Source organism: Amycolatopsis sp. CA-230715 (assembly GCF_018736145.1).
Taxonomy (GTDB): domain Bacteria; phylum Actinomycetota; class Actinomycetes; order Mycobacteriales; family Pseudonocardiaceae; genus Amycolatopsis.
Genome location: NZ_CP059997.1, coordinates 5,516,204 through 5,540,612 on the forward strand (window position 1 = coordinate 5,516,204; position 24,409 = coordinate 5,540,612).

The window sequence follows — 24,409 nt, forward strand, 5'->3', positions numbered from 1 at the left end:
GATCAGGTGAAGCTGCGCGGGTTCCGGATCGAACTGGGCGAGGTCGAGGCCGTGCTGCGTGAGCAGGACGGGGTCTCGGCCGCCGCGGCGATGGTCAGGGAGGACCAGCCGGGCGACCGCAGGCTCGTCGCCTACGTGGTGCCCGCTGGCGCCACGGCTTCGGAGAGCGAGATCGACGAGCAAGTTGGTGCCTGGCAACAGATCTACGACGCGATGTACCAGGAGGCGACACCCGCGAAACTGGGTGACGACTTCGGGATCTGGACCTCGGCCTACGACGGCGACCCGATCTCGATGACCGAAATGCGCGACTGGCGCGCGGCGGCCGTGGCCAGGGTCGCGGGCGCCGGGAGGGTTCTGGAGATCGGGGTCGGCTCGGGTCTGCTGCTGGCCGAGCTCGCGCCGCACTGCACCGAATACTGGGGAACCGACTTCTCGAAGTCGGTGCTCGACCGGTTGGGCGAGCAGGTACGCACCGAAGCGTGGGGCGACCGGGTCGTGCTGCGGCACCAGCCGGCGGACGACGCGTCCGGTCTCCCGGAAGGGACCTTCGACGCCGTGGTGCTGAACTCGGTGGTCCAGTACTTCCCGGACGCGGCCTACCTCGGTCGGGTGCTCGACCTCGCGTGGCGCCTGCTCGCCCCCGGCGGCCGGATCGTGATCGGTGACGTCCGCAATCTCGCCACCCTGCGCGCGTTCCGGGCCGCGGTCCACCACGCACAGCGACCCGAGGATGCGCCCGCCGCCGTCGACGCCGCTGTGGACCGTGCCGTGCTGCTGGAGAAGGAACTGCTCGTCGACCCCGGGTACTTCGCCGAGTGGGCGGGCGGTCGCGGCGCGGTGGACGTCCGGTTGAAGGAAGGCGCGCATCACAACGAACTGACCCGGCATCGCTACGAGGTCACCGTCCACAAAGGTGGTGACGCACTCGACCTGTCCGCCGCACCGAAACTCGGCTGGGGTGTCGAGATCGACGACTTGGACGCGATCGGGTCCACAGTCGACGGTCCGGTGCGGATCACCGGAATCCCGAACGCGCGCCTGAAGAGCGAAGCGGGTGTCGGCGGTGGAGTGGATCCGGAAACCGTTCGCTTGTGGGGTGCGGAGAGGGCTCTCGACGTGGTGTGCACCTGGTCGGCGGACGCGCCCGGTGCCTTCGACGCGGTGCTGCTGCCCACCTCGCGATCACCGCTGACCGGCGTCTACATCGGACGGAGCGGCGGCACGAACGCGCCGTCCGACGGTCGCAGGACGGACAAGCTGCCGTCGGTTCTGCGCGACCGGGTCGCGGGACGGCTGCCGGAGTACATGGTGCCCTCCGCCGTCGTGGTGCTCGACCGGCTGCCGCTCACCGCGAACGGAAAGCTGAACCGGGCCGTCCTGCCCGCGCCGGAATACACGGGAACCAAGGGCAGGGCACCACGGAACGAGCGCGAGGAAGTCCTCTGCGGGCTGTTCGCGGAGGTCCTAGCCGTGCCCGCGGTGACCATCGACGACGGGTTCTTCGCCCTCGGCGGTCATTCGCTGCTGGCGACCCGGTTGGTGAGCCGCGTCCGCACCGCGCTCGGCGCCGAACTTCCGGTGCGGGCGGTGTTCGAGGCCCCGACGGTGGCCGAGCTGGCAGGGCGGCTCGGCGAGAAGAAGCAGAAAGCCCGTCCCAAGCTGCGGCCGATGCGCCGCCCCGCCGGTGGGAAGACGAGTTGATGAGTGAAAAGGGTGACCAGATGATCCCGGCGTCGTTCGCGCAGCAGCGCCTGTGGTTCCTCCACCGGCTCGACGGGCTGTCGGCGACCTACACCATGCCGCTGGTGTTGCGCCTCAGCGGAAAACTCGACGCACAGGCGCTGCGTGACGCGCTCGGTGACGTGGTGGTGCGGCACGAGTCGCTGCGCACGGTGTTCGAAGAGCACGACGGTGAGCCGTATCAGCGGGTGCTCGACGCGGACGAAGCACGAGTGCCGTGGCGGGAAAAACAGGTCGGCGAGGAGGAACTGCCGGACGCGCTGTCCGAAGTGGTCCGTGAACCGTTCGACCTCGCAACCGAGATCCCGATCCGGGGCCGCCTGTTCGAGACCGCGCCCGCCGAACACGTGCTCGTGGTGGTGCTGCACCACATCGCGGCGGATGGCTGGTCGTTCGCGCCACTGGCACGGGACCTGGTGACCGCGTACGAGGCCAGGCTAACCGGGGAGGTCCCCGAATGGGAGCCCCTCCCGGTGCAGTATGCCGACTATTCGCTGTGGCAGCGAGAACTCCTCGGCGAGCGAGACGACCCGGAAAGCGTCTACGCCACCCAGCTCGCCTACTGGCGCGACCAGCTCGCCGACCTGCCCGAGGCGCTCGACCTGCCCACGGACCGGCCGCGTCCCGCCGTCGCGTCCTATTCCGGTGACATCGCGCGGTTCGACTGGGACGCCGAGCTGCACGCGTCGATCGCCGAGTTGGCGCGGTCGAGTGGTGCGACGGTGTCGATGGTGCTGCAGGCGGGGTTGGCTGTCCTGTTGACCCGGCTCGGTGCGGGTACCGACGTCCCGATCGGATCGCCGATCGCCGGGCGCACCGACGAGGCGCTCGACGATCTCATCGGTCTCTTCCTCAACACCTGGGTGCTGCGCGCGGACACCTCGGGCGACCCGACGTTCGCCGAACTGCTCTCGAGGGTGCGGGAAGCGAGCCTCGCCGCATACGACCACCAGGACCTCCCGTTCGAGAACCTGGTGGAGGTGCTGAACCCGGCGCGGTCGATGGCGCACCACCCGCTGTTCCAGGTGTCGCTCGCGCTGCAGAACAACGCCGAGCCGGCGTTCGATCTGCCCGGCCTGCTGGTCCGTCCGGAGCCGATGTCGACCGGGACCGCGCGGTTCGACCTGTTCCTGTCGCTCCGGGAGCGGTACGACCGGGCCGGGGTGCCCGCGGGGATCGCGGGGGTGGCCGAGTTCGCCACGGACCTGTTCGACACGGGCACCGTGCAGGTCCTGCTGGAGCGGTGGAGCGGTCTCCTGCGGCAGTTGGTCGCCCGCGCGGACGCGCGCATCGGTGACGCCGACATCCTGATCGGGTCCGAGCGCGATCGGCTGCTGTCCTGGAGCGGCACCGATGCCACCGCCACCGCGGACACGCTCCCGGGGTTGTTCGGGCGTCAGGTGGGGAGTTCCCCGGATGCGGTGGCGTTGGTGTGTGGTGGTGAGTCGTGGACCTTTGCCGAGTTGGATGTGTGGTCGGGTCGGATCGCGGGGTATTTGGTTGAGCGTGGTGTTGGTCCTGGTGGTCGGGTTGGGTTGATGGTGGGGCGGTCGGCGTTTGTGGTGGCGGCGATGGTGGGGGTCGCCAAAGCGGGTGCGGCGTATGTGCCGGTGGATCCCGGTTTCCCGGCTGAACGTGTGGAGTTCATGCTGGGTGATGCCGCTCCGGTGGTGGTGCTGGATGGTGAGGTGGACGTAGCGGGGTACTCCCCGGTTAGTGTGCCGGTGGCGCCGGAGTGGGCGGCGTATGTGTTGTATACGTCGGGGTCGACGGGTCGGCCGAAGGGTGTGGAGGTCACGCACGCCAATCTGGCGAGTTTCCTGTCGAGCATGGTGTCTGTTGTGGACATTGGTTCGGGGTCGCGGTTGTTGGCGACGACGACGGTCGGGTTCGATATTGCCGGGTTGGAGTTGTTCCTGCCGTTGGTGACCGGTGCCGCGGTGGTGCTGGCGGAGGAGAAGGTCGCGCGGGATCCGCGTGAGGTGTTGCGCCTGATCCGGGAGCAGGGTGTGTCGGTGATGCAGGCGACGCCGAGCCTGTGGGCGGGCGTGGTCGCCGAAGCCGATACTGAACTGTCCAATGTAGACGTTCTTGTGGGTGGGGAGGCCCTGCCAGAGTCGCTTGCCAGCGAGTTGGTGGCGTCGGCGCGATCGGTGACGAATTTGTATGGACCGACCGAAACCACGATTTGGTCGACTGTGGCTCGGTTGGACGGGACCGGTGTGCCGATTGGGCGCCCGTTGGACAACACGCGGGTGTTCGTGCTCGATGGTGGCCTGCGGTTGGTGCCGCCGGGCGTGGTGGGTGAGCTGTACATCGCGGGCGAGGGCGTGACACGCGGATACGTGAACCGGGCGGGGCTGACCGCGGAGCGGTTTGTGGCGTCGCCGTTCACCAGCGGTGGGCGGATGTATCGGACCGGGGATTTGGTGCGGTGGTCTGCTGGTGGGGTGTTGGAGTTTGTGGGGCGTGCGGATGATCAGGTGAAGGTGCGCGGGTTCCGGATCGAACTCGGCGAGATCGAAACCGCCCTCACCGAACAAGACGGCGTGACCGCCGCGGTCGCCATGGTCCGCGAAGACCAGCCCGGCGACCGGCGTCTGGTGGCTTATGTTGTGTCTGATGTGGACACTGTTGTGCTGCGGGCCGCGATAGCTGCGCGGCTGCCGGAGTACATGGTGCCGTCAGCCTTCGTGCACCTGGACAGTGTGCCGCTGACCGCGAACGGCAAAGTGCACCGCGCCGCACTCCCCGCACCCGAATACACAAGCGTCGAAGGCAGGGCACCGCGGACCGCACGCGAAGAAGCGCTGTGTGAGTTGTTCGCCGAGATCCTTGGTGTCAGCAGTGTGACCATCGACGACGGGTTCTTCGCACTGGGCGGTCATTCCCTGCTCGCGACCCGGCTGGTCAGCAGGGTGCGCGCGGTGCTCGGCGCCGATCTGCCGGTGCGGGCGATCTTCGAGGCGCCGACCATCGCCGAACTCGTCACCCGGCTCGACGTGGAGTCCGCGACCGATCGCCCCGGCCTGAAGCCGGTACCGCGTCCGGACCGGATCCCAGTTTCGTTCGCCCAGCAGCGGCTGTGGTTCCTGCACCGCCTGGAAGGCCCTTCCGCGACCTACAACATCCCGCTCGTGCTGCGCCTGTCCGGTGCCGTCGACGCGGAAGCCCTGAGTGCCGCGCTCGGCGACGTCATCACCCGGCACGAGGCGTTGCGCACGGTGTTCGACGAACGTGACGGCGAGCCTTACCAGCGCATCCTCGACGACGTGACCGTGCCGTGGGAGCGGCGCGACGTGGGAGATCTCGACACGGCGGTGGCGGAAGCGGTGCGTCGTCCGTTCGACCTCGCCACCGAAATCCCGATCAGGGGAAGCTTGTTCGAGGGTGGGGGAGACCAAGTCCTCGTTCTGGTGCTGCACCACATCGCCGGGGACGGCTGGTCGTTCGGTCCGTTGGCGCGGGACCTGATGACCGCGTACCAGGCACGGTCACGCGGAGCACTGCCGGACTGGGCACCGCTTCCGGTCCACTATGCGGACTACACCCTCTGGCAACGGGAACTTCTGGGGTCCAGAAAGGACAAGGGCAGCCGGTACTCGACCCAGCTCGCCTACTGGCGGTCCGCATTGGACGGCCTACCCGAAGTCACCGTGCTGCCGACGGACCGGCCGCGCCCACCGGTGTCGTCCTACGCGGGCGACACGGTCCTGTTCGACTGGGACGCCGAGTTGCACGCGTCGATCGCCGAGATGGCACGGTCGAGTGGGGCGACGGTGTCGATGGTGCTGCAAGCGGGGCTGGCGGTGCTGTTGTCGCGGCTCGGTGCGGGTACGGACGTCCCGATCGGATCGCCGATCGCCGGGCGCACCGACGCCGCGCTGGAGGACCTGATCGGACTGTTCCTCAACACCTGGGTGTTGCGGGCGGACACCTCGGGAGATCCGAGTTTCTTCGAGTTGCTGGAGCGGGTGCGCGAGTCGAGTCTTGCCGCGTATGAGCATCAGGATGTTCCGTTCGAGCATTTGGTGGAGGTGCTGAATCCGGCGCGGTCGATGGCGCACCACCCGCTCTTCCAGGTGTCGCTGGCGTTGCAGAACAACGCCCAGCCCGGTTTCGAGCTGGCAGGTCTGTCCGCGCGCCCAGAGCCGGTTTCGACCGGGACCGCGCGGTTCGACCTGGCGTTCTTCCTCCGCGAGCGGCCGGACGAGACCGGTATCGCCGGTGTGCTCGAGTACGCGACGGACCTGTTCGACCAGGAGACCGTTCGTGTTCTCGTCGACCGGTGGCAGCGCCTCCTGCGGCAGCTGGTAGCCGAGCCCTCGGCGCCGATCACGCGCGCCGAAATCCTGGCCGCGCCGGAACGAGACCGGTTGCTGACCTGGGGGCGCGGCGCGGGTGCGGGAACCGGCACGCTTCCCGAGCTGTTCGCTCAGCAAGTGGGGAGTTCCCCGGATGCGACGGCCGTGGTTTTCGGTAGCGACTCGTGGACATTCGCCGAACTGGACGCATGGTCTAACCGGATCGCCCGGTATCTGATCGAACACGGCGCCGGGCGGGGTGGTCGTGTTGGGTTGGTGGTGGGGCGGTCGGCGTTTGTGGTGGCGGCGATGGTGGGTGTGGTGAAGGTGGGTGCGGCGTATGTGCCGGTGGATCCTGGTTTTCCGGTGGAGCGGATCGAGTTCATGCTTGCCGATGCGGCTCCGGTGGTGGTGCTGGATGGCGAGGTGGATGTAGCGGGGTATTCCCCGGATCCGGTTTCTTCTTTGCCTGCACCGGAGTGGGCGGCGTATGTGTTGTATACGTCGGGGTCGACGGGTCGGCCGAAGGGTGTGGAGGTCACGCACGCCAATCTGGTGAGCTTCCTGTCGAGCATGAAGTCCATTGTGGGTATTGGTTCGGGGTCGCGGTTGTTGGCGACGACGACGGTCGGGTTCGATATTGCCGGGTTGGAGTTGTTCCTGCCGTTGGTGACCGGTGCCGCGGTGGTGCTGGCGGAGGAGAAGGTCGCGCGGGATCCGCGTGAGGTGTTGCGCCTGATCCGGGAGCAGGGTGTGTCGGTGATGCAGGCGACGCCGAGTCTGTGGGCGGGCGTGGTCGCCGAAGCCGATACCGAACTGTCCGATGTGGATGTTCTAGTCGGCGGTGAAGCGCTGCCCGAAAAGCTTGCCAGCGAGCTGGTGGCGTCGGCGCGATCGGTGACGAATTTGTATGGACCGACCGAAACCACGATTTGGTCGACTGTGGCTCGGTTGGACGGGACCGGTGTGCCGATTGGGCGGCCGTTGGAGAACACGCGGGTGTTTGTGCTCGATGGTGGCCTGCGGTTGGTTCCGCCGGGTGTGGTGGGTGAGCTGTACATCGCGGGTGAGGGTGTGACACGCGGGTACGTCGGTCGTGCGGGGTTGACCGCGGAACGATATGTGTCGTCGCCGTTCACGAGCGGTGGGCGGATGTATCGGACTGGGGATCTGGTGCGGTGGAACTCAGGTGGCGAGTTGGAGTTCGTGGGGCGTGCGGATGATCAGGTGAAGTTGCGTGGGTTCCGGATCGAACTCGGCGAGATCGAAACCGCCCTGCACGAACAAGACGGGGTGACCGCCGCGGTCGCCATGGTGCGCGAGGATCAGCCCGGTGACCGCCGCCTGGTTGCCTATGTGGTGTCTGATGTGGACACTTCTGTGTTGCGTGCCGTTGTCGCGTCGCGGTTGCCGGAGTACATGGTGCCGTCGGCCTTCGTGCGCCTGGACAGCGTGCCGTTGACCGCGAACGGGAAGGTGCACCGGGCGGCGTTGCCTGTACCGGAGTATGCGAGCGGTGAGGGGCGTGCACCGAGGACTGCGCGGGAGGAAGTCCTGTGTGGGCTTTTTGCTGAGGTGCTGGGTGTTGTTTCGGTGGGTGTGGACGATGGGTTCTTCGCGTTGGGTGGTCATTCTCTGTTGGCGACCAGGCTGGTCAGCCGGATCAGGGCGGTGTTGGGTGTCGAGGTTCCGGTGCGTGCGATCTTCGAGGCGCCCAGCGTCGCAGAATTGGCCGGGCGGCTCGACACCGATCAGCAAGCACGTCCCCGGCTGACACCTGCGGTCCGGCCCGAGACTCTACCGGTTTCCCACGCGCAGCAACGACTCTGGTTCCTCCACAAGATGGAGGGATTGTCCGCTACCTACAACATGCCACTGGTGCTCCGCCTTTCCGGTGAACTCGATGTCGAGGCGCTTCGCGGTGCGCTGGACGACGTGGTGACGCGCCACGAGTCTCTGCGCACCGTGTTCGAGGAGTGGAACGGCAAACCGCATCAGCGAATCCTCGACGAGCCTCGTGTGCCGTGGCAACAGCTCACACGCACGGAGGACGAGCTTCCGGATGCGCTGGAGAACGCTGCGAGGTACCACTTCGACCTCGCGACGGAACTGCCGATCCGAGCCTGGCTGTTCGAAGTGGACGGCCGCGACCACGTGCTCGCACTGGTGCTGCACCACATCGCGGCCGATGGCTGGTCGTTCGGACCGCTGGCGCGCGACCTGGTGACGGCCTACCGCGCGCGGCGAGATGGCGTGGCGCCGGACTGGGCACCGCTTCCGGTGCAGTACGCGGACTACACGCTGTGGCAGCGTGACCTGCTCGGTGACCGCGACGATCCGGAAAGCCGGTATGCGCGACAGCTCGCTTACTGGACTCGCCAGCTCGACGGATTGCCGGAAGTGACTGAGCTGCCCACCGACCGCCCCCGTCCCGCCGTGGCTTCGTACCGCGGCGATGTCACCTGGTTCGGTCTGGATGCGGAGTTGCACGCGTCGATCGCCGAGTTGGCGCGGTCGTGTGGTGCGACGGTGTCGATGGTGTTGCAGGCCGGGCTGGCGGTGCTGTTGTCGCGGCTTGGTGCGGGTACGGACGTCCCGATCGGATCGCCGATCGCCGGACGCACTGACGCCGCGTTGGACGATTTGATCGGGTTTTTCGTCAACACCTGGGTACTGCGGGCGGACACCTCGGGTGATCCAAGCTTCACGGACCTGGTGGCCAGGGTGCGCGAGACGAGTCTTGCCGCGTATGAGCATCAGGATGTTCCGTTCGAGCATTTGGTGGAGGTGGTGAATCCGGCGCGGTCGATGGCGCATCATCCGTTGTTCCAGGTCTCACTCGCACTGCAGAACAACACCCAGCCGACGTTCGAGCTGCCGGGACTGACGGTCCGGCCCGAACCGGTGTCCACCGGTACTTCGCGGTTCGATCTTTTCCTCGCACTGCGGGAGAAGTACGACGAGAACGGGAATCCGGCCGGGCTCACCGGTATGGCGGAGTTCGCGACGGATTTGTTCGATGTGGATGGTGTGCGGGTGGTGTTGGCTCGGTGGGAGTGGGTGTTGCGGTGTTTGGTGGGGGAGCCGGGTGTGTCGATTGGGTCGTGGGATGTGTTGGTTGGTGGGGAACGGGAGTTGGTGTCGTTGTGGAGTGGTGTGCCGTCCGGGGTGGTGGCGGAGTCGGTTGGTGAGGTGTTCGCAGGGCAGGTGGGGAGGTCCCCGGATGCGGTGGCGTTGGTGGCGGGGGATTGGGTGTGGTCGTATCGCGAGTTGGATGTGTGGTCGGATCGGGTCGCGGCGGGGTTGGTGGCGCGGGGTGTGGGTGTTGGTGGGCGTGTGGCGGTGGTGATGGAGCGGTCGCCGTTGTTGGTGGCGACGATCATTGGTGTGGTGAAGGCCGGTGCGGCGTATGTGCCGGTGGATCCGTCGTATCCGGGTGAGCGGATCGAGTTCATGCTCGCCGACGCGGCACCAGTGATGGTGCTCGACGGCGAAGTGGACGAGACAGACGAAGCGGGGGGTTCCCCGGTTGAGGTTCCGGTGCCAGTGGCGCCGGATGCGGCGGTGTATGTGATGTACACGTCCGGGTCGACAGGACGGCCGAAGGGTGTGGAGGTCACTCACGCGAATGTGGTGGATCTGGCCCGTGGTGATTGGAGCGCGGCGCATTCACGGGTGCTGATGCACTCGCCGCACACCTTCGACGCTTCGACTTATGAGCTGTGGGTTCCCTTGCTCAACGGCGGCACGGTGGTGTTGGCGCCGTCGGGGCGGATGGACACCGCGGTGCTGGCGAGGACGATCGTCGAGCAGCGGGTGAGTGCGGCGTGGTTGACCGCGGGGTTGTTCGCGGTGATGGCTGAGGAGCATGTGGGGTGTTTTGCTGGTGTGGGTGAGGTGTGGGCTGGTGGTGATGTGGTGTCGCCGGAGGCGGTCCGTCGCGTGAGGACAGCCAACCCGGATCTGGTCGTGGTCAACGGATACGGCCCGACCGAAACCACCACCTTCGCCACCCGGCACGTGATCGAGGACGCCGACGGGCCAATTCCGATCGGGAAACCCATGCCAGGCACGCAAACGTATGTGCTCGACCGAGCGCTTCGGCAAGTGCCACCCGGCGTGCTCGGTGAACTGTATGTCGCGGGTGGTGGGGTGTCCCAGGGATATCTGAACCAGCCGGGCCTGACCGCGGAACGGTTCATCGCAAATCCCTACGGCACAGGACGTCTTTACCGGACCGGTGACCTGGTCCGCTGGAACCGCCGTGGCGAACTGGTCTTCACCGGACGTGCGGACGATCAAGTCAAACTCCGCGGGTTCCGGATCGAACTCGGCGAGATCGAAACCGCCCTGACCGACCAAGACGACGTCACACAAGCCGCCGCCATCATCCGCGAAGACCGGCCTGGGGATCGTCGTTTGGTGGGGTATGTGGTGGCGGGGGTGGGTGTTGGTGTGGGTGATGTGGTGGAGCAGGTGGATGAGTGGCGTGGGGTGTATGAGGAGATGTATTCCGGTGGTGGGGTGTTGGGGGAGGATTTCACGGGGTGGGTGAGTTCGTATTCGGGTGAGCCGATCGGGTTGGGTGAGATGCGGTTGTGGCGTGCCGCGGCGGTGGAGCGGGTGGGGTCGGTGGCTCGGGTGTTGGAGATCGGGGTGGGGTCGGGGTTGTTGTTGGCGGAGGTGGCGCCGGGGTGTGTGGAGTATTGGGGGACGGATTTTTCGGGTGCGGTGATCGAGCGGTTGCGGGGGCAGGTGGCGGAACGGTCGTGGGGCGACCGGGTGGTTTTGCGGCAGCAGGCCGCGGACGAGGCCGAGGGCCTGCCGGTGGGATTTTTCGATGTGGTGGTGGTGAATTCGGTGGTGCAGTACTTCCCGGATGCGGGGTATTTGGGCCGGGTGCTGGAGTTGGCGTGGGAGCGGTTGGCGCCCGGTGGACGGATTGTGGTGGGGGATGTGCGGAATCGGGGAACGTTGCGGGCGTTCCGGTCCGCGGTGCACCGCGCCCGGCATCCGCAGGATGGCCCGGAGGCGGTGGCCGCGGCGGTGGAGCGCGCGGTGTTGCTGGAGAAGGAGCTGGTGATCGATCCCGGTTTCTTCACCGCATGGGCCAAAGGCCGGGGCGCGGTCGAGGTGCGGTTGAAAAACGGCGCCTACCACAATGAGCTGACCCGGCACCGTTACGAAGTCACCATCCACAAAGCACAATCCGATGTGCTCGACGTATCCGACCTACCCCGGCTGGTGTGGGGTAAGGACGTGCGCACTCTCGACGAGATCGAGAGCGGGCTCGTGCGGATCACCGGAATCCCGAACGCCCGGCTGGCCACCGAAACCGGAACCGATACCGGCATCGACCCGGAGACCATTCGCACCTGGGCGCAATCCCAAGGCATCGAAGCAGTGTGCACCTGGACCGAGGGTGCCCCGGAAAAGTTCGACGCCATCTTGCTTCCCGAACATCACGACGCGTTGACCGGTGTCTACACCGGACGCGATGCCACGACCAACACCCCGGCCGGTTCGCGCGCGGCGGGCAAGCTCCCGTCCGTGCTCCGCGAACGGCTGAGCGAGCGGTTGCCGGAGTACATGGTGCCGTCGGCGTTTGTGGTGGTGGATCGGTTGCCGTTGACGGTGAATGGGAAGTTGGATCGAGCTGGGTTGCCGGTGCCGGATCAGGTGTCGGGTGAGGGGCGTGTGGCTCGGACCGCGCGGGAGGAGGTGCTGTGTGGTCTGTTCGCGGAGGTGTTGGGGGTCGGTGTGGTCAGTATTGATGATGGGTTTTTCGAGTTGGGTGGGCATTCGCTGCTGGCGACGCGGTTGGTGAGCCGGATTCGTGCGGTGCTGGAGGTCGAGGTGCCGGTGCGGGCGGTGTTCGAGGCGCCGACGGTGGCGGAGTTGGCGGCGGTGGTCGAGTCGGATTCGGGGACGGTGCGGCCGAAACTGGTGCCGATGCCACGGCCGGAGGTGGTGCCGGTGTCGTTCGCGCAACAGCGGTTGTGGTTCCTGCAAAAACTAGGTGGCCTGTCAGCGACCTACAACATGCCGCTCGTGCTCCGATTGACCGGCGAACTCGACACCGACGCACTGCGCGCCGCGTTGTCCGATGTGATCGTGCGGCACGAATCCCTGCGCACCCTACTCGACGAACACGACGGAGAACCCTTCCAGCACATCCTCACCCCCGACGACATCGAACTTCCCTGGAAACACCAGGACTACAGCGACACCGCACTGACCAACACCGTCCGACACCCCTTCAACCTCGCCACCGAAATACCGGTCCGAGGCACCCTGCTCCGCATCAGCGACGACGAACACGTGCTCGCCGTAGTGATGCACCACGTCGCCGGGGATGGCTGGTCGTTCGGACCGCTCGCGCGCGACCTGATGACCGCGTACCAGGCGCGCCGCATCGGGCAGGAGCCCGGTTGGTCGCCACTTCCCGTGCAGTACACCGACTATTCCTTGTGGCAGCGGGAACTCCTCGGCGACCGTGATGATCCGGAGAGCCTCTTCGCGCGACAGCTCGCCTACTGGCGGAACCAACTGACCGGTCTTCCCGAGGTAATCGACCTTCCAACCGATCGGCCACGCCCCGCGGTGGCTTCGTACCGCGGTGACCTGACCCGGTTCGCTCTCGACGCGGAGTTGCACGCGTCGATCGCCGAGTTGGCGCGGTCGTGTGGTGCGACGGTGTCGATGGTGCTCCAGGCCGGGCTCGCTGTCCTGCTGACTCGGCTCGGTGCGGGGACGGACGTCCCGATCGGATCACCGATCGCCGGGCGAACGGACAACGCGTTGGACGATTTGATCGGGTTTTTCGTCAACACCTGGGTCCTGCGAGCCGACACCTCCGGCGACCCGAGTTTCTTCGAGCTGCTGGAGCGGGTGCGCGAGTCGAGTCTTGCCGCGTATGAGCATCAGGATGTTCCGTTCGAGCATTTGGTGGAGGTGGTGAATCCGGCGCGGTCGATGGCGCATCATCCGTTGTTCCAGGTCTCACTCGCACTGCAGAACAACACCCAGCCGACGTTCGAGCTGCCGGGACTGACGGTCCGGCCCGAACCGGTGTCCACCGGTACTTCGCGGTTCGACCTGTTCCTGTCGCTTCTCGAACGGCACGACGCGGATGGTGAGCCCGCTGGGATCGTGGGCGTGGCGGAGTTCGCGACGGATTTGTTCGATGTGGATGGTGTGCGGGTGGTGTTGGCTCGGTGGGAGTGGGTGTTGCGGTGTTTGGTGGGGGAGCCGGGTGTGTCGATTGGGTCGTGGGATGTGTTGGTTGGTGGGGAACGGGAGTTGGTGTCGGCTTGGAGTGGTGTGCCGTCCGGGGTGGTGACGGAGTCTGTTCCTGACGTGTTCGCGGGGCAGGTGGGGAGGTCCCCGGACGCGGTGGCGTTGGTGGCGGGGGACCGGGTGTGGTCGTATCGCGAGTTGGATGTGTGGTCGGATCGGGTCGCCGCGGGGTTGGTGGCGCGGGGTGTGGGTGTTGGTGGGCGTGTGGCGGTGGTGATGGAGCGATCGCCGTTGTTGGTGGCGACGATCATTGGTGTGGTGAAGGCCGGTGCGGCGTATGTGCCGGTGGATCCGTCGTATCCGGGTGAGCGGATCGAGTTCATGCTCGCCGACGCGGCCCCGATGGTGGTGCTCGACGGCGAAGTGGACGAGGCGGGTGAAGTGGGGGGCTCCTCGGTTGAGGTTCGGGTGCCAGTGGAGCCGGGCAGCGCAGTGTATGTGATGTACACGTCGGGGTCGACGGGGCGGCCGAAGGGTGTGGAGGTCACTCACGCGAATGTGGTGGATCTGGCGCGTGGTGATTGGAGCGCGGCGCATTCACGGGTGCTGATGCATTCGCCGCACACGTTCGATGCCTCGACTTATGAGCTGTGGGTTCCCTTGCTCAACGGTGGCACGGTCGTGCTCGCGCTTCCCAGCCGGTCGGATACGCGGGTACTCGCGGACACCATCACCGAACACCACGTTTCCGCCCTGTGGTTGACCGCGGGGTTGTTCGCGGTGATGGCTGAGGAGCATGTGGGGTGTTTTGCTGGTGTGGGTGAGGTGTGGGCTGGTGGTGATGTGGTGTCGCCGGAGGCGGTCCGTCGCGTGAGGGCAGAAAATCCGGATCTGGTCGTGGTCAACGGGTACGGTCCGACCGAAACCACTACTTTCGCCACCCGGCAGGTGATCGAGGACGCCGACGGGCCGATCCCGATCGGGAAACCCATGCCAGGTACTCAAACGTATGTGCTCGACCGAGCGCTTCGGCAAGTGCCACCGGGCGTGCTCGGTGAACTGTATATCGCTGGTGGTGGGGTGTCTCAGGGGTATCTGAACCAGCCAGCACTGACCGCGGAACGGTTCATCGCGAATCCCTTTGGCACGGGCCGTCTTTACCGGACCGGTGACCTGGTCCGCTGGAACCGCCGTGGAGAACTGGTCTTCGCCGGACGTGCGGACGATCAAGTCAAGCTCCGCGGGTTCCGGATCGAACTCGGCGAGATCGAAACCGCCCTGACCGACCAAGACGACGTCGCACAAGCCGCCGCCATCATCCGCGAAGACCGGCCTGGGGACCAGCGCCTGGTCGCCTACGTGGTGACGACACCGGGTGGCGACGCACAGAAGCTCATCCCCGTGCTGCGGGAACGCCTGCCCGAGTACCTGGTTCCCTCGGCCGTGGTGGCGGTCGATGTGTTGCCGTTGACCGACAACGGAAAACTGGACCGTGCCGCGCTTCCCGTTCCGGACCGCATAACCGGGGAAGTCCCCGGAAGGGCGCCGAGGACCGCGCGCGAGGATGTCCTTTGTGGACTTTTCGCGGAGGTGCTCGGGGTCGGCGCGGTGAGCATCGACGACGGGTTCTTCGAGCTGGGCGGGCATTCCCTGCTGGCGACGCGGCTGGTGAGCCGGATCCGCGCCACGTTGGCGGCCGAACTGCCGGTGCGCGCGATCTTCGAAGCACCCACCGTGGCCGAACTCGCCGAGTGGCTCGATCGGGACACCGAGGACCCGCGGCCCGCACTGGTGCGGATGCCGCGCCAGGACCTGGTACCGGCTTCGTTCGCGCAGCAGCGGTTGTGGTTCCTGCAGCGGATGGACGGGGTCGAGGCGACCTACCACCTCCCGCTGGTCCTCTGGCTGACCGGCGAGCTGGACGCCCCGGCGTTGCGGGCCGCACTGGGCGACGTGGTGGCGCGGCACGAGTCGCTGCGCACGGTGTTCACCGATCTCGACGGCAAGCCGTACCAGCGCGTTCTCGCATCGGACGAGGTGGAGTTGCGGTGGGAAGCGCGGCAGGTCGACGAAGAAGAGCTGTCGGCCGCGCTCCGCGCGGAGGCGCGCCGCCCGTTCGACCTCGCCGCCGAAATACCCGTGCGAGGAGCGCTGTTCGGGACCGGTACGCAGGAGCACCTGCTGGTCGTGGTGTTGCACCACATCGCGGGCGACGGCTGGTCGCTCGGCCCGCTCGCGCGCGATCTGATGACCGCTTACGACGCGCGATCCGCCGGCGGGGTTCCGGAGTGGCGGCCGCTCCCCGTGCAGTACGCGGATTACACGCTGTGGCAACGGGAACTCCTCGGTGACCGTGCCGACGAGACGAGCAGGTACGCGCGCCAGCTCGCCTACTGGAAGTCCGCTTTGGACGGTGTGCCGACCGTGCTCGAGCTGCCGTCGGATCGGCCGCGTCCCGCCAGGGCCTCCTATTCCGGCGCGCTGGCGCGGTTCGAACTCGACGCGGAGTTGCACACGGCGGTCACCGCACTCGCGCGGGCGAACGGCGCGACCGTGTCGATGGTGCTGCACGCGAGCCTCGCGGCGCTCCTGACCAGGCTCGGCGCGGGGACGGACGTGCCGATCGGCGCGCCGATCATGGGCCGGACCGATCAGGCGCTCGACGACCTGGTCGGGTTCTTCGTCAACACCTGGGTGCTGCGCGCGGACACTTCCGGCGATCCCAGCTTCACCGAGTTGCTGTCCAGGGTGCGCGAGGCGAGCCTCGGCGCGTACGAGCACCAGGACGTCCCGTTCGAGCACTTGGTCGAGGTGCTGAACCCGGCGCGGTCGACCGCGCACCACCCGCTGTACCAGGTTTCGCTCGCGCTGCAGAACACCGCGCAGCCGCGGTTCGAACTGCCCGGTCTCCAGGTGCGACCCGGTTTCGTCGCGACGGACACCGCGCGGCTCGACCTGCTGCTGTCGCTGACCGAACAGTTCGACGAGGACCGGAATCCGGCAGGACTGGCCGGGGTGGCCGAGTACGCGACCGACCTGTTCGACGCGGGCACGGTCGACACCTTGCTGGATCGGTGGCGGCAACTGCTGCGCGAACTCGTCACCACTCCGGAGCAGCCGATCACCAAGGCGGAGATCCTGACCGGGGCGGAGCGGGCGCGCCTGCTCGAGTGGAGCCGCGGTAGCGCGCCGACGTCCGGCGGGACCATACCCGAGCTGCTCGCCCAGCAAGCGGGGACCTCCCCGGATACGGCCGCCTTGGTTCACGGCGCCGACACGTGGACGTATGCGGAGCTGGACGCCTGGGCGAACCGGATCGCGCATTCCTTGGTGGCACGGGGAATCGAGCCCGGCCAGCGGGTGGCGATCAAACTGGGGAGGTCCCCGGTTCTGCTCGCGGCGATCCTCGGGGTGTGGAAGGCCGGTGCGGCGTACGTGCCGGTGGATCCGGCGTACCCGCAGGCCCGGATCGAGTACATGCTGGCCACCGCCGCACCGGTCGCCGTGCTCGATGCCGAATGGGCCGGGACGGATCTGAGTGGGTTCCCCAGTTCGGCGCCGGAGATCGAGGTCGAAACGGGGAGCACCGCGTATGTGCTGTTCACGTCGGGGTCGACGGGGCGGCCGAAGGGCGTGGAGGTGGTCCACAAGGGAGTGAGCGCACTCGCTTCCGCGCTGGTGGAGCGGTTCGCCGTCGAGGCGGGGAGCCGGGTGCTGCAGTTCGCGTCGCCGAGCTTCGACGCGTCGGTGTCGGAACTGGTGACGTCGGTGGCCGCGGGCGCCACGCTCGTGCTGGGCTCCGGCGCCGCGCTGGTCGGGCGCGAGCTGGAGAAGGTGCTCAGGGACCAGCGTGTCACCCACGTGACGCTGCCTCCCTCTGTTTTGTCCACAGTGGATGATGAGTTGCCCGCGCTGACGAACGTGGTGCTGGCTGGCGAAGCCGCGCCGCCGGAACTGGTGGCGCGCTGGGCGCCGGGCAGGCGGATGGTGAACGCCTACGGGCCCACCGAGTTCACGGTCTGCGCGACCACGAGCGAGCCGCTCACCGGTGACGAGACCGTGGTTCCGATCGGACGTCCGGTGCCAGGGGCCGGGGTGCACGTGCTGGACGCGGCGTTGCGCCCGGTGCCGCCGAACGTGGTGGGCGAGCTGTACGTGTCGGGCCCGCAGCTGGCCAGGGGGTACGTGGGCCGCGCCGGGCTGACGGCCGAGCGGTTCGTGGCGAACCCGTTCGGTGCCACCGGGGAACGGATGTACCGGACCGGTGATCTGGTCAGGTGGGACGCCGAGGGCAGGCTCGTGTTCGTCGGCCGCGCTGACGATCAGGTGAAGGTGCGCGGGTACCGGATCGAGCTCGGCGAGATCGAAGCCGTGCTCGGCCGCGCGCCGGGAATCGCCCATGTCGTGGCCGCCGTCTGGGAGCCGCGCGACGGCGACCGCCGGATCGTCGCCTATGCCACGCCTGAACCGGGGACATCCCCGGATGAGCACCTTGAGCAGACACTGCGGGATTGGGCAAACGCGGAGCTCCCCGGTTACCTGGTGCCGTCGAGCATCAAGCTGATGGGGGCACTGCCGCTGACGGTCAACGGCAAGATCGACCGGAAGGCGTTGCCCGCGCCGGAAACGGCAGCCGCCCCGGTCGAGAAGCCGAGCACCGAGCTGGAACAGCAGTTCGCGGGACTGTGGGCCGAGATCCTCGCGGTCGACGAAGTCGGTGCCGAGGACAACTTCTTCGACCTCGGCGGCAACTCCATGCTGCTCGCCCGGCTGCAGGGGCGGCTGGAGGACCTGCTCGGGCGGGAACTGCCGATCCACCGGCTGTTCGAGTTCCCGACGGTCCGCAGCCTCGCGCGCTGGCTCGGCACCGACGGAACCACGAACGGCCGAGCCGCGGACGAGCGAACCGCGAACGACCAGACCGAAGACCCGATCGCGGCCCGCGCGCGGCGCGCCAAGGCGGCGCGCGCGGGGGCGCGGTCACGGAAGAGAGACCTGGCATGACCGAAGAAATGACCGACGCGATCGCGATCGTCGGCGCGGGCTGCCGGATGCCGGGGGCGCCCGATCTCGGCGCGTTCTGGCGGAACCTGCGCGGGGGCCTCGACACCCTGACCCGGTTCGACGCCGGCGAGCTGCTGGCCGCCGGGCTGCCGGAGGACCTGGTGCGTCGCCCCGAGTTCGTGCCGGTGGTCGGGCTGCTGCCCGGCGGCGAGAACTTCGACTGGCGCTACTTCGGCTACAGCCCGGCGGAAGCGGGGACGATCGACCCCCAGCAGCGGATCTTCCTCGAGGTCTGCCTCGCCGCGTTGCAGGACGCGGCCATCGACCCGGCGCGCTTCCCCGGCTGGATCGGGGTCTTCGCCGGGTGCGACACCGCGATGGGTCCGTCCACAGGGGACTCCGACGTGCTCGGCAGGGTGATCGGCACGGACAAGGACTTCCTGGCCACGCGCGTCGCCTACAAGCTGGGCCTCACCGGGCCCGCGATCACCGTGCAGACCGCGTGCTCGACCTCGCTCGTCGCCGCGCACCAGGCCTGCCAGAGCCTGCGGAACTACGAGTGCGACGTTGCGCTGGCTGGGGGCAGCTCGCTCATGCTGCCGCAGACCGGCGGGTACCTGCACCAGGAGGGCCACGTGCTCTCCGCCGACGGCCGGTGCCGCTCGTTCGACGCAGGCTCGACCGGGACCGTGCCGAGCAACGGCGCAGGCGCCGTGGTGCTGCGCAGGCTGGAAGACGCGCTCGCCGACGGTGACCGGATCATGGCCGTGCTGCGCGGTTCCGCGGTCAACAACGACGGCGGCGAGAAGATCGGCTACACCGCGCCTTCGCTGACCGGTCAGCGCGACGTCGTCAAGCTCGCGTTAGGACAGTCCGAAGTGGACCCCGACGACATCGTGCACATCGAGGGCCACGGCACCGCGACCCCGGTCGGCGACCCGATCGAGGTCGCCGCGCTCACCGCGGCGTTCCGCGCGTCGACGGACCGCGTCGGGTACTGCTGGCTCGGCTCGGTGAAGAGCAACATCGGGCACACGAGCGCGGCCGCGGGAATCGCCGGGCTCATCAAGACCGCGCTGATGCTCGAACACCGCGAGCTGGTGCCGGCCCTGCACTTCGAGAAACCGAACCCCCGGCTCGAACTGGGGAGCTCCCCGTTCAAGGTCATCACGGAGAACCAGCCACTGCCTGACGGGCCAGCGTACGCCGGAGTCAGCTCCTTCGGCATCGGTGGTACCAACGCGCACGCGGTGCTGGAAACCCCGCCGCAGCGCGTGTCCGGGCGCGGGCCGCGCGTGTTCTGCCTTGCGGCGCCATCGGAAACGACGCTGAGCCGGGCCCGCGCCGACCTCGCCGGCCGGGTCGCCGAGGTCGACCCGGTGGCTGCCGCGTGGACGCTGGTCAGCGGGCGGCCGGAGCTACCGCACCGGGTCAGCGTCGTCGCCGAAGATCTCGACGACGCGGTCGCGGCGCTGCGCGACGAGGTGAACAACCCGGGAAAGGCGGTGGGCGACAAGACGACCGTCGCCTTCGTCTTCCCCGGCCACGGCACCCTCTACCCCGGCGCCGCCGCGGCAGCATACGGGGAGCTCCCCGTTTTCCGGGAGCTGTTCGACGAGGCAACCGAACTGGCCCGCAAGTGGGGCGTCGACCTGACCGTGGCGGTGCGCGAAAACGCCGATCCCTTGGCGGCCAAGGAAAGCATGGTCCAGCAGATCGGACTGTTCGCGATCGGGTACGCGCTCGGCAAGCAACTGCTCGCGTGGGACATCCGCCCGAGCGCGCTGCTCGGGCAGAGCCTCGGCGAGTACGTGGCCGCCGCGCTGGCCGGGCTGTGGGACCTGCGCACCGGGCTCGAGGTCGTCGCCGCCCGCGCGCTGGCCATCGAGGACGTGCCGACCGCGCGCATGCTCGCCGTCTACGCCGAACCCGGCGACATCGCCGAACTACTCGACGGCAGGGAGATCTCGGTCGCGACCGAAGGCCCCGGGCAGCTCGTGCTCGGCGGCTCGACCGAGGAGATCGAACGGCTCGCCGCCGACCTGAGCGCGCGGTCGATCGACAACACCGTGCTCGGCACGCCCACCGCGGGGCACACCGAACTCATGCGCCCGGTCGGGGACGCGGTGGCCGCCGCCTTCGACCGGGTCGGCCACGGCACCGTGGACCTGCCCGTGGTGTCGAACCTGACCGGCAAGATCATCGAACCCGAGCGGCTCGCTGACCCCGGGTACTGGGCGGAGCAGATGTGCCGCACGGTCCGGCTGACCTCCGGCATGGGCGAGCTGCTGGCCACCGGCTGCGACGTGGTGCTCGAACTCGGGCCAGCGCAGACCATGATCGGCGGGCTCCGCCGCCACCCCGCGTGGACCGGCGAGCACACCGGCATCGCGCTGCTCGGGCGCGCGGCCGAGCCGAGGCGGGAAACCCTGCTCGGCGCGCTCGGCCGGATCTGGGAGAGCGGCCTGCCCGTCGGCTGGGACGCGTTGTTCGTCGAACGGCCCACCCGGTGCTCGCTGCCCCCGGTGCCGCTCGACTCGCGGCCGTTGCCGGTCCCCGGCCGCCCGGAGCCGGTGAACGCGAAGAAGCCTGCCAAGAAGACCGAGACGGAACGCGCTCCGCTGGCCGATCTCTGGTGCCGCACACTCGGCGTCCCCTCGGCAGACCCGGAGGACAACTTCTTCCGGCTCGGCGGCGAATCGCTCGGGCTCGTGCGGCTCCTCGGGCAGGTGCGCGAGGAGACCGGGGTCCGGATCGCCGTCGCGGACCTGCTCGACGACCCGACCTTCGGCAGGCTCCTCGCACTCGTCGGCGAGACAGCGACGACGGCGACGACGGCGAAAAGAAAGGAGCCGGAATCGCCGAACCTGGTGCGGCTCAACGGATCCGCGGGCACGCCGCTGTTCCTCGCCGCGTCCGGAACCGGGAGTTCGCTGTGCTACCGGCATCTCGCCCCGCTGCTGGGGGAAAGCGAGCACGCCGTGTACGGACTCGAAGCACCCGGCCTGCACGACGGAGCCGAGCCCCTCGACCGGTTCGAGGCGCTGGCACGGGAAAACCTCGCGCTGCTCAAATCCGTGCAGCCGACCGGCCCGTACCGGCTCGGCGGCTGGTCGCTCGGCGCCATGCTCGCGCACGAAATGGCGCGGCAGCTCCTCGACGAAGGCGAGCGCGTGGAGACGCTGCTGTGCATCGACGGGTTCGTGCCGTGGACGCGGGGCCTGCCGATCGGCACGCGGCCCGGTTATCTCGCGGGTGGCCTGTGGTCGCGCGCCCAGACCGCGCTCGGCCGCTCGGAGCACGTGACGGCCGCGCTCCGGCTCAACGACGACACGAGCGAGGGTTCGGGCAAGGACACGAGCGAAGCGCCGGGCGAAGAGTACGTGCGCGTCTACAACGCGGGCGTGCGCGCCGTCCTGCGGTACGTGCCGCGCCCGCTGGACTGCGCGGCGGTGGTGTTCAAGACCGGGTTGACCGAGCGGACCAGGACGCGCGTGCTGCGAGCCACCGCGCCGCTCTACCTCGGCGGCGTGCGCGTCGTCGGCGCGCCGGGCGATCACTGGTCCGTACTGGGCCCGCGGCACGTCGACGCGCTGGCGGAAGAACTGCGAAACGTTTTGGCAGAACCGGGGAAGGAATAACCCATGAGCGATTTGTCCGAGGCGCTCGCGAAAGGCGCGACGGCCGAAGAAATCGAAAGAACCGCGGTTCCGGAAAGGTTCACGGCCGCGCATTTGCGGGTCGAGGACACCGGGATGTTCCGCGGTGTCGAGGACAAGGACGTCCGCAAGTCGTTGCGGGTCGGCGAGGTGCCGATGCCCGAGCTCGCACCCGATGAGGTGCTGATCGGCGTGATGGCCAGCTCGGTCAACTACAACACCGTGTGGTCGGCGATGTTCGAGCCCATTCCGACCTTCCGCTTCCTCGAACAGTTCGCGAAGACCGGCGGTTGGGCGACCCGGCACGACCTGCCCCACCAGGTCGTCGGGTCGGACGCCTCCGGTGTGATCGTGCGGGTCGGCTCCGGGGTGCGGCGCTGGAAGGTCGGCGACCACGTCGTGGTCAGCCCCGCCTACGTCGACGACCAGGAGGCCGCCAGCCACGCCGACGGCATGCTGGGCGCCGAGCAGCGCGCTTGGGGTTTCGAGACCAACTTCGGCGGCCTCGCCGAGTACTCCGTGGTCAGGGCGAGTCAGCTCATCCGCAAACCGGCACATCTGACCTGGGAAGAGTCAGCCTGCACGACGCTGTGCGCGGGCACCGCGTACCGGATGCTCGTCAGCGACCGCGGCGCGCGGATGAAACAGGGCGACATCGTGCTCATCTGGGGCGCGGGCGGCGGTCTCGGCGGCTACGCGATCCAGTTCGTCAAGAACGGCGGCGGGATCCCGGTCGGCGTGGTCGGCTCGGAGCGCAAGGCCGAGATCGTGCGCCGCCTCGGCTGCGACATCGTCGTGACGCGCGAGGAAATCGGCCTCGGTGACGACCACTCGGACGACCCCGCCGAGGTCATCCGCATCGGCAAGCGGCTCGGCGGGATCATCCGCGAGAAGACCGGCCGCGACCCCGACATCGTGTTCGAACACGTCGGGCAGGCGACGTTCGGGATTTCGGTGTTCGTGGTCAGCCGCGGCGGCACCGTGGTGACCTGCGGTTCCAGCACCGGCTACCACCACGGCTTCGACAACAGGTACCTGTGGATGAAGCTGAAGCGGATCGTCGGCAGCCACGTGGCGAACCTGCAGGAGAACGTCGAATGCGGGCGGCTGTTCGAATCCGGCCGGATCGTGCCGACGATGTCGGCGGTCTACCCGCTCGCGGACGTGGGTGAAGCGGCGCGGCTGGTGCAGGAGAACCGGCACACCGGCAAGGTGGCGGTGCTGTGCCTGGCGCACTCGGAAGGACTCGGCGTCACCGATCCGGCACTGCGCGCGAGCATCGGCGAGGACACGTTGAACCCGCTACGAGGCCTCACCCGATAGCGCCTGGTCACGAGGTGCCCCGCGCGGGGCACCTCGTGGCTCAGTTGGCTTCCATGGCCTTGATCAGGCTCTTGGGCCGCATGTCGGTCCAGTTCTGCTCGACGTACTCAAGGCAGGCGTCACGGCTGTCCTCGCCGTGCGCGATTGTCCAGCCCGCGGGCACGTCGACGAACGTCGGCCACAGCGAGTGCTGGCCCTCGTCGTTGACGAGCACGTAGTAGCGGCCGTCTGGATCCTCGAACGGGTTCGTCATGCTTCCTGATTACCACAACGGCGGCGCCCCACGCAGCAGGTTGTCGCATATGCCGCGCTGGTCAGGCCGCTTTCGTCACACCGCCGTCGACCACGTAGTCGGCGCCGTTCACGCTGGCAGCCAGCGGCGAGGCGAGGAAGGCGATCACGGACGCCACCTCCGTCGGCTCCACCGGGCGGCCGGTGGTGATGCGCAGCCTGCCGATGACCTCCTTGACCAGCTCGTCCACGGTGATGCCGCGCGCCGCCGCCACGCGCGCGCCCGCTTCGCTGTCGCCGACCCACAACGAGGTCCTGGTCGGGCCGGGGGAAACGGTGTTCACCCGCACGCCCTGCGGCCCGTACTGCTCGGCGAGCGCGCTGCCCAGCGCGGTCAGCGCCGCCTTCGCCGTGGTGTACGGGTGCGGCCCCTCGCCGGGGATCCGCGCGCCGATCGAGGACACGTTGACGATCGAGCCGCCCGCGCGCTTCAGGCCGGGCAGCGCGCAGCGGATCGCCCGCACCGCGGAGAAGAAGTTCAGATCGAAGATCTCCTGCCAGCGGTCGTCGTCGAACGCCTCGAAGCCGCCGACCATGTCGCCCACCGCGCCGCCGACGTTGTTCACCAGCAGGTCGAGATCGCCGACCAGCTCTTCGGCCCCCGACACCGCGCCGCGCACGCCCTCGAGCGTCGACAGGTCCGCGTTCACCACGGCGGCACCGGTTTCGGTGAGCTCCGGTGTCGTCGTCCGCGCCGCCGCGACCACCTTCATGCCCGCTTCGGTCAGCGTCCGCACCGTGGCCAGCCCGATCCCGCGGCTCGCGCCGGTCACCAGTGCCGTCTTCCCCCCGAGGCCAAGATCCATGACCGCGTCCTCCCGCAACGTTCCGCCATTTCCCCAGCTC

At 68.3% G+C, this 24,409-nt stretch carries 6 protein-coding genes (1 of these 6 only partly in view); 4 read left to right on the plus strand and 2 right to left on the minus strand.

Going from position 1 to position 24,409, the window contains the following annotated elements; genetic code table 11:
• The 4 genes in view from HUW46_RS26600 to ccrA are tightly spaced (at most 3 nt apart) and all read left to right on the plus strand, a layout consistent with a single transcriptional unit that may run on beyond the window.
• A protein-coding gene (locus HUW46_RS26600; RefSeq protein WP_215541534.1) for a non-ribosomal peptide synthetase crosses the window boundary here: on the plus strand, nt 1-1,704 show its 3' end. 12,774 nt of this gene lie to the left of the window's left edge; 1,704 of the gene's 14,478 nt are visible here — the last part of the coding sequence; its start codon lies beyond the left edge, outside the window; the stop codon is at nt 1,702-1,704.
• On the plus strand, nt 1,704-18,290 hold the full coding sequence (locus tag HUW46_RS26605; RefSeq protein WP_215541535.1) for a non-ribosomal peptide synthetase: 16,587 nt from the start codon (nt 1,704-1,706) through the stop codon (nt 18,288-18,290). The genes HUW46_RS26600 and HUW46_RS26605 overlap by 1 nt, the downstream gene beginning before the upstream one ends.
• Complete coding sequence (locus tag HUW46_RS26610; RefSeq protein ID WP_215541536.1) at nt 18,287-21,931, plus strand: type I polyketide synthase; 3,645 nt, start codon at nt 18,287-18,289, stop codon at nt 21,929-21,931. Before HUW46_RS26605 ends, HUW46_RS26610 begins: the two co-directional genes overlap by 4 nt.
• A gap of 3 nt (nt 21,932-21,934) precedes the next feature.
• Nucleotides 21,935-23,272 (plus strand): crotonyl-CoA carboxylase/reductase, encoded by a 1,338-nt coding sequence (gene ccrA / locus HUW46_RS26615; protein ID WP_215541537.1) that lies wholly within the window; start codon nt 21,935-21,937, stop codon nt 23,270-23,272.
• A gap of 40 nt (nt 23,273-23,312) precedes the next feature.
• Here ccrA and HUW46_RS26620 read toward each other — a convergent pair whose 3' ends face one another.
• Nucleotides 23,313-23,525 carry an MbtH family protein gene (locus HUW46_RS26620; RefSeq protein WP_215541538.1) on the minus strand — a complete coding sequence of 71 codons (213 nt, stop codon included), beginning with the start codon at nt 23,523-23,525 and terminating at the stop codon, nt 23,313-23,315.
• A 61-nt stretch (nt 23,526-23,586) separates the two neighbouring features.
• Nucleotides 23,587-24,369, minus strand: a complete 783-nt coding sequence (locus tag HUW46_RS26625) for an SDR family oxidoreductase (protein ID WP_215541539.1) — start codon at nt 24,367-24,369, stop codon at nt 23,587-23,589.
• Between the last annotated feature and the right edge of the window lie 40 nt (nt 24,370-24,409).

Coding starts and splice junctions, on each gene's coding strand:
- HUW46_RS26620 (WP_215541538.1), bottom strand. CDS start 23,525: ATGACGAACCCGTTCGAGGATCCAGACGGCCGCTACTACGTGCTCGTC.
- HUW46_RS26605 (WP_215541535.1), top strand. CDS start 1,704: ATGAGTGAAAAGGGTGACCAGATGATCCCGGCGTCGTTCGCGCAGCAG.
- ccrA (WP_215541537.1), top strand. CDS start 21,935: ATGAGCGATTTGTCCGAGGCGCTCGCGAAAGGCGCGACGGCCGAAGAA.
- HUW46_RS26625 (WP_215541539.1), bottom strand. CDS start 24,369: ATGGATCTTGGCCTCGGGGGGAAGACGGCACTGGTGACCGGCGCGAGC.
- HUW46_RS26610 (WP_215541536.1), top strand. CDS start 18,287: ATGACCGAAGAAATGACCGACGCGATCGCGATCGTCGGCGCGGGCTGC.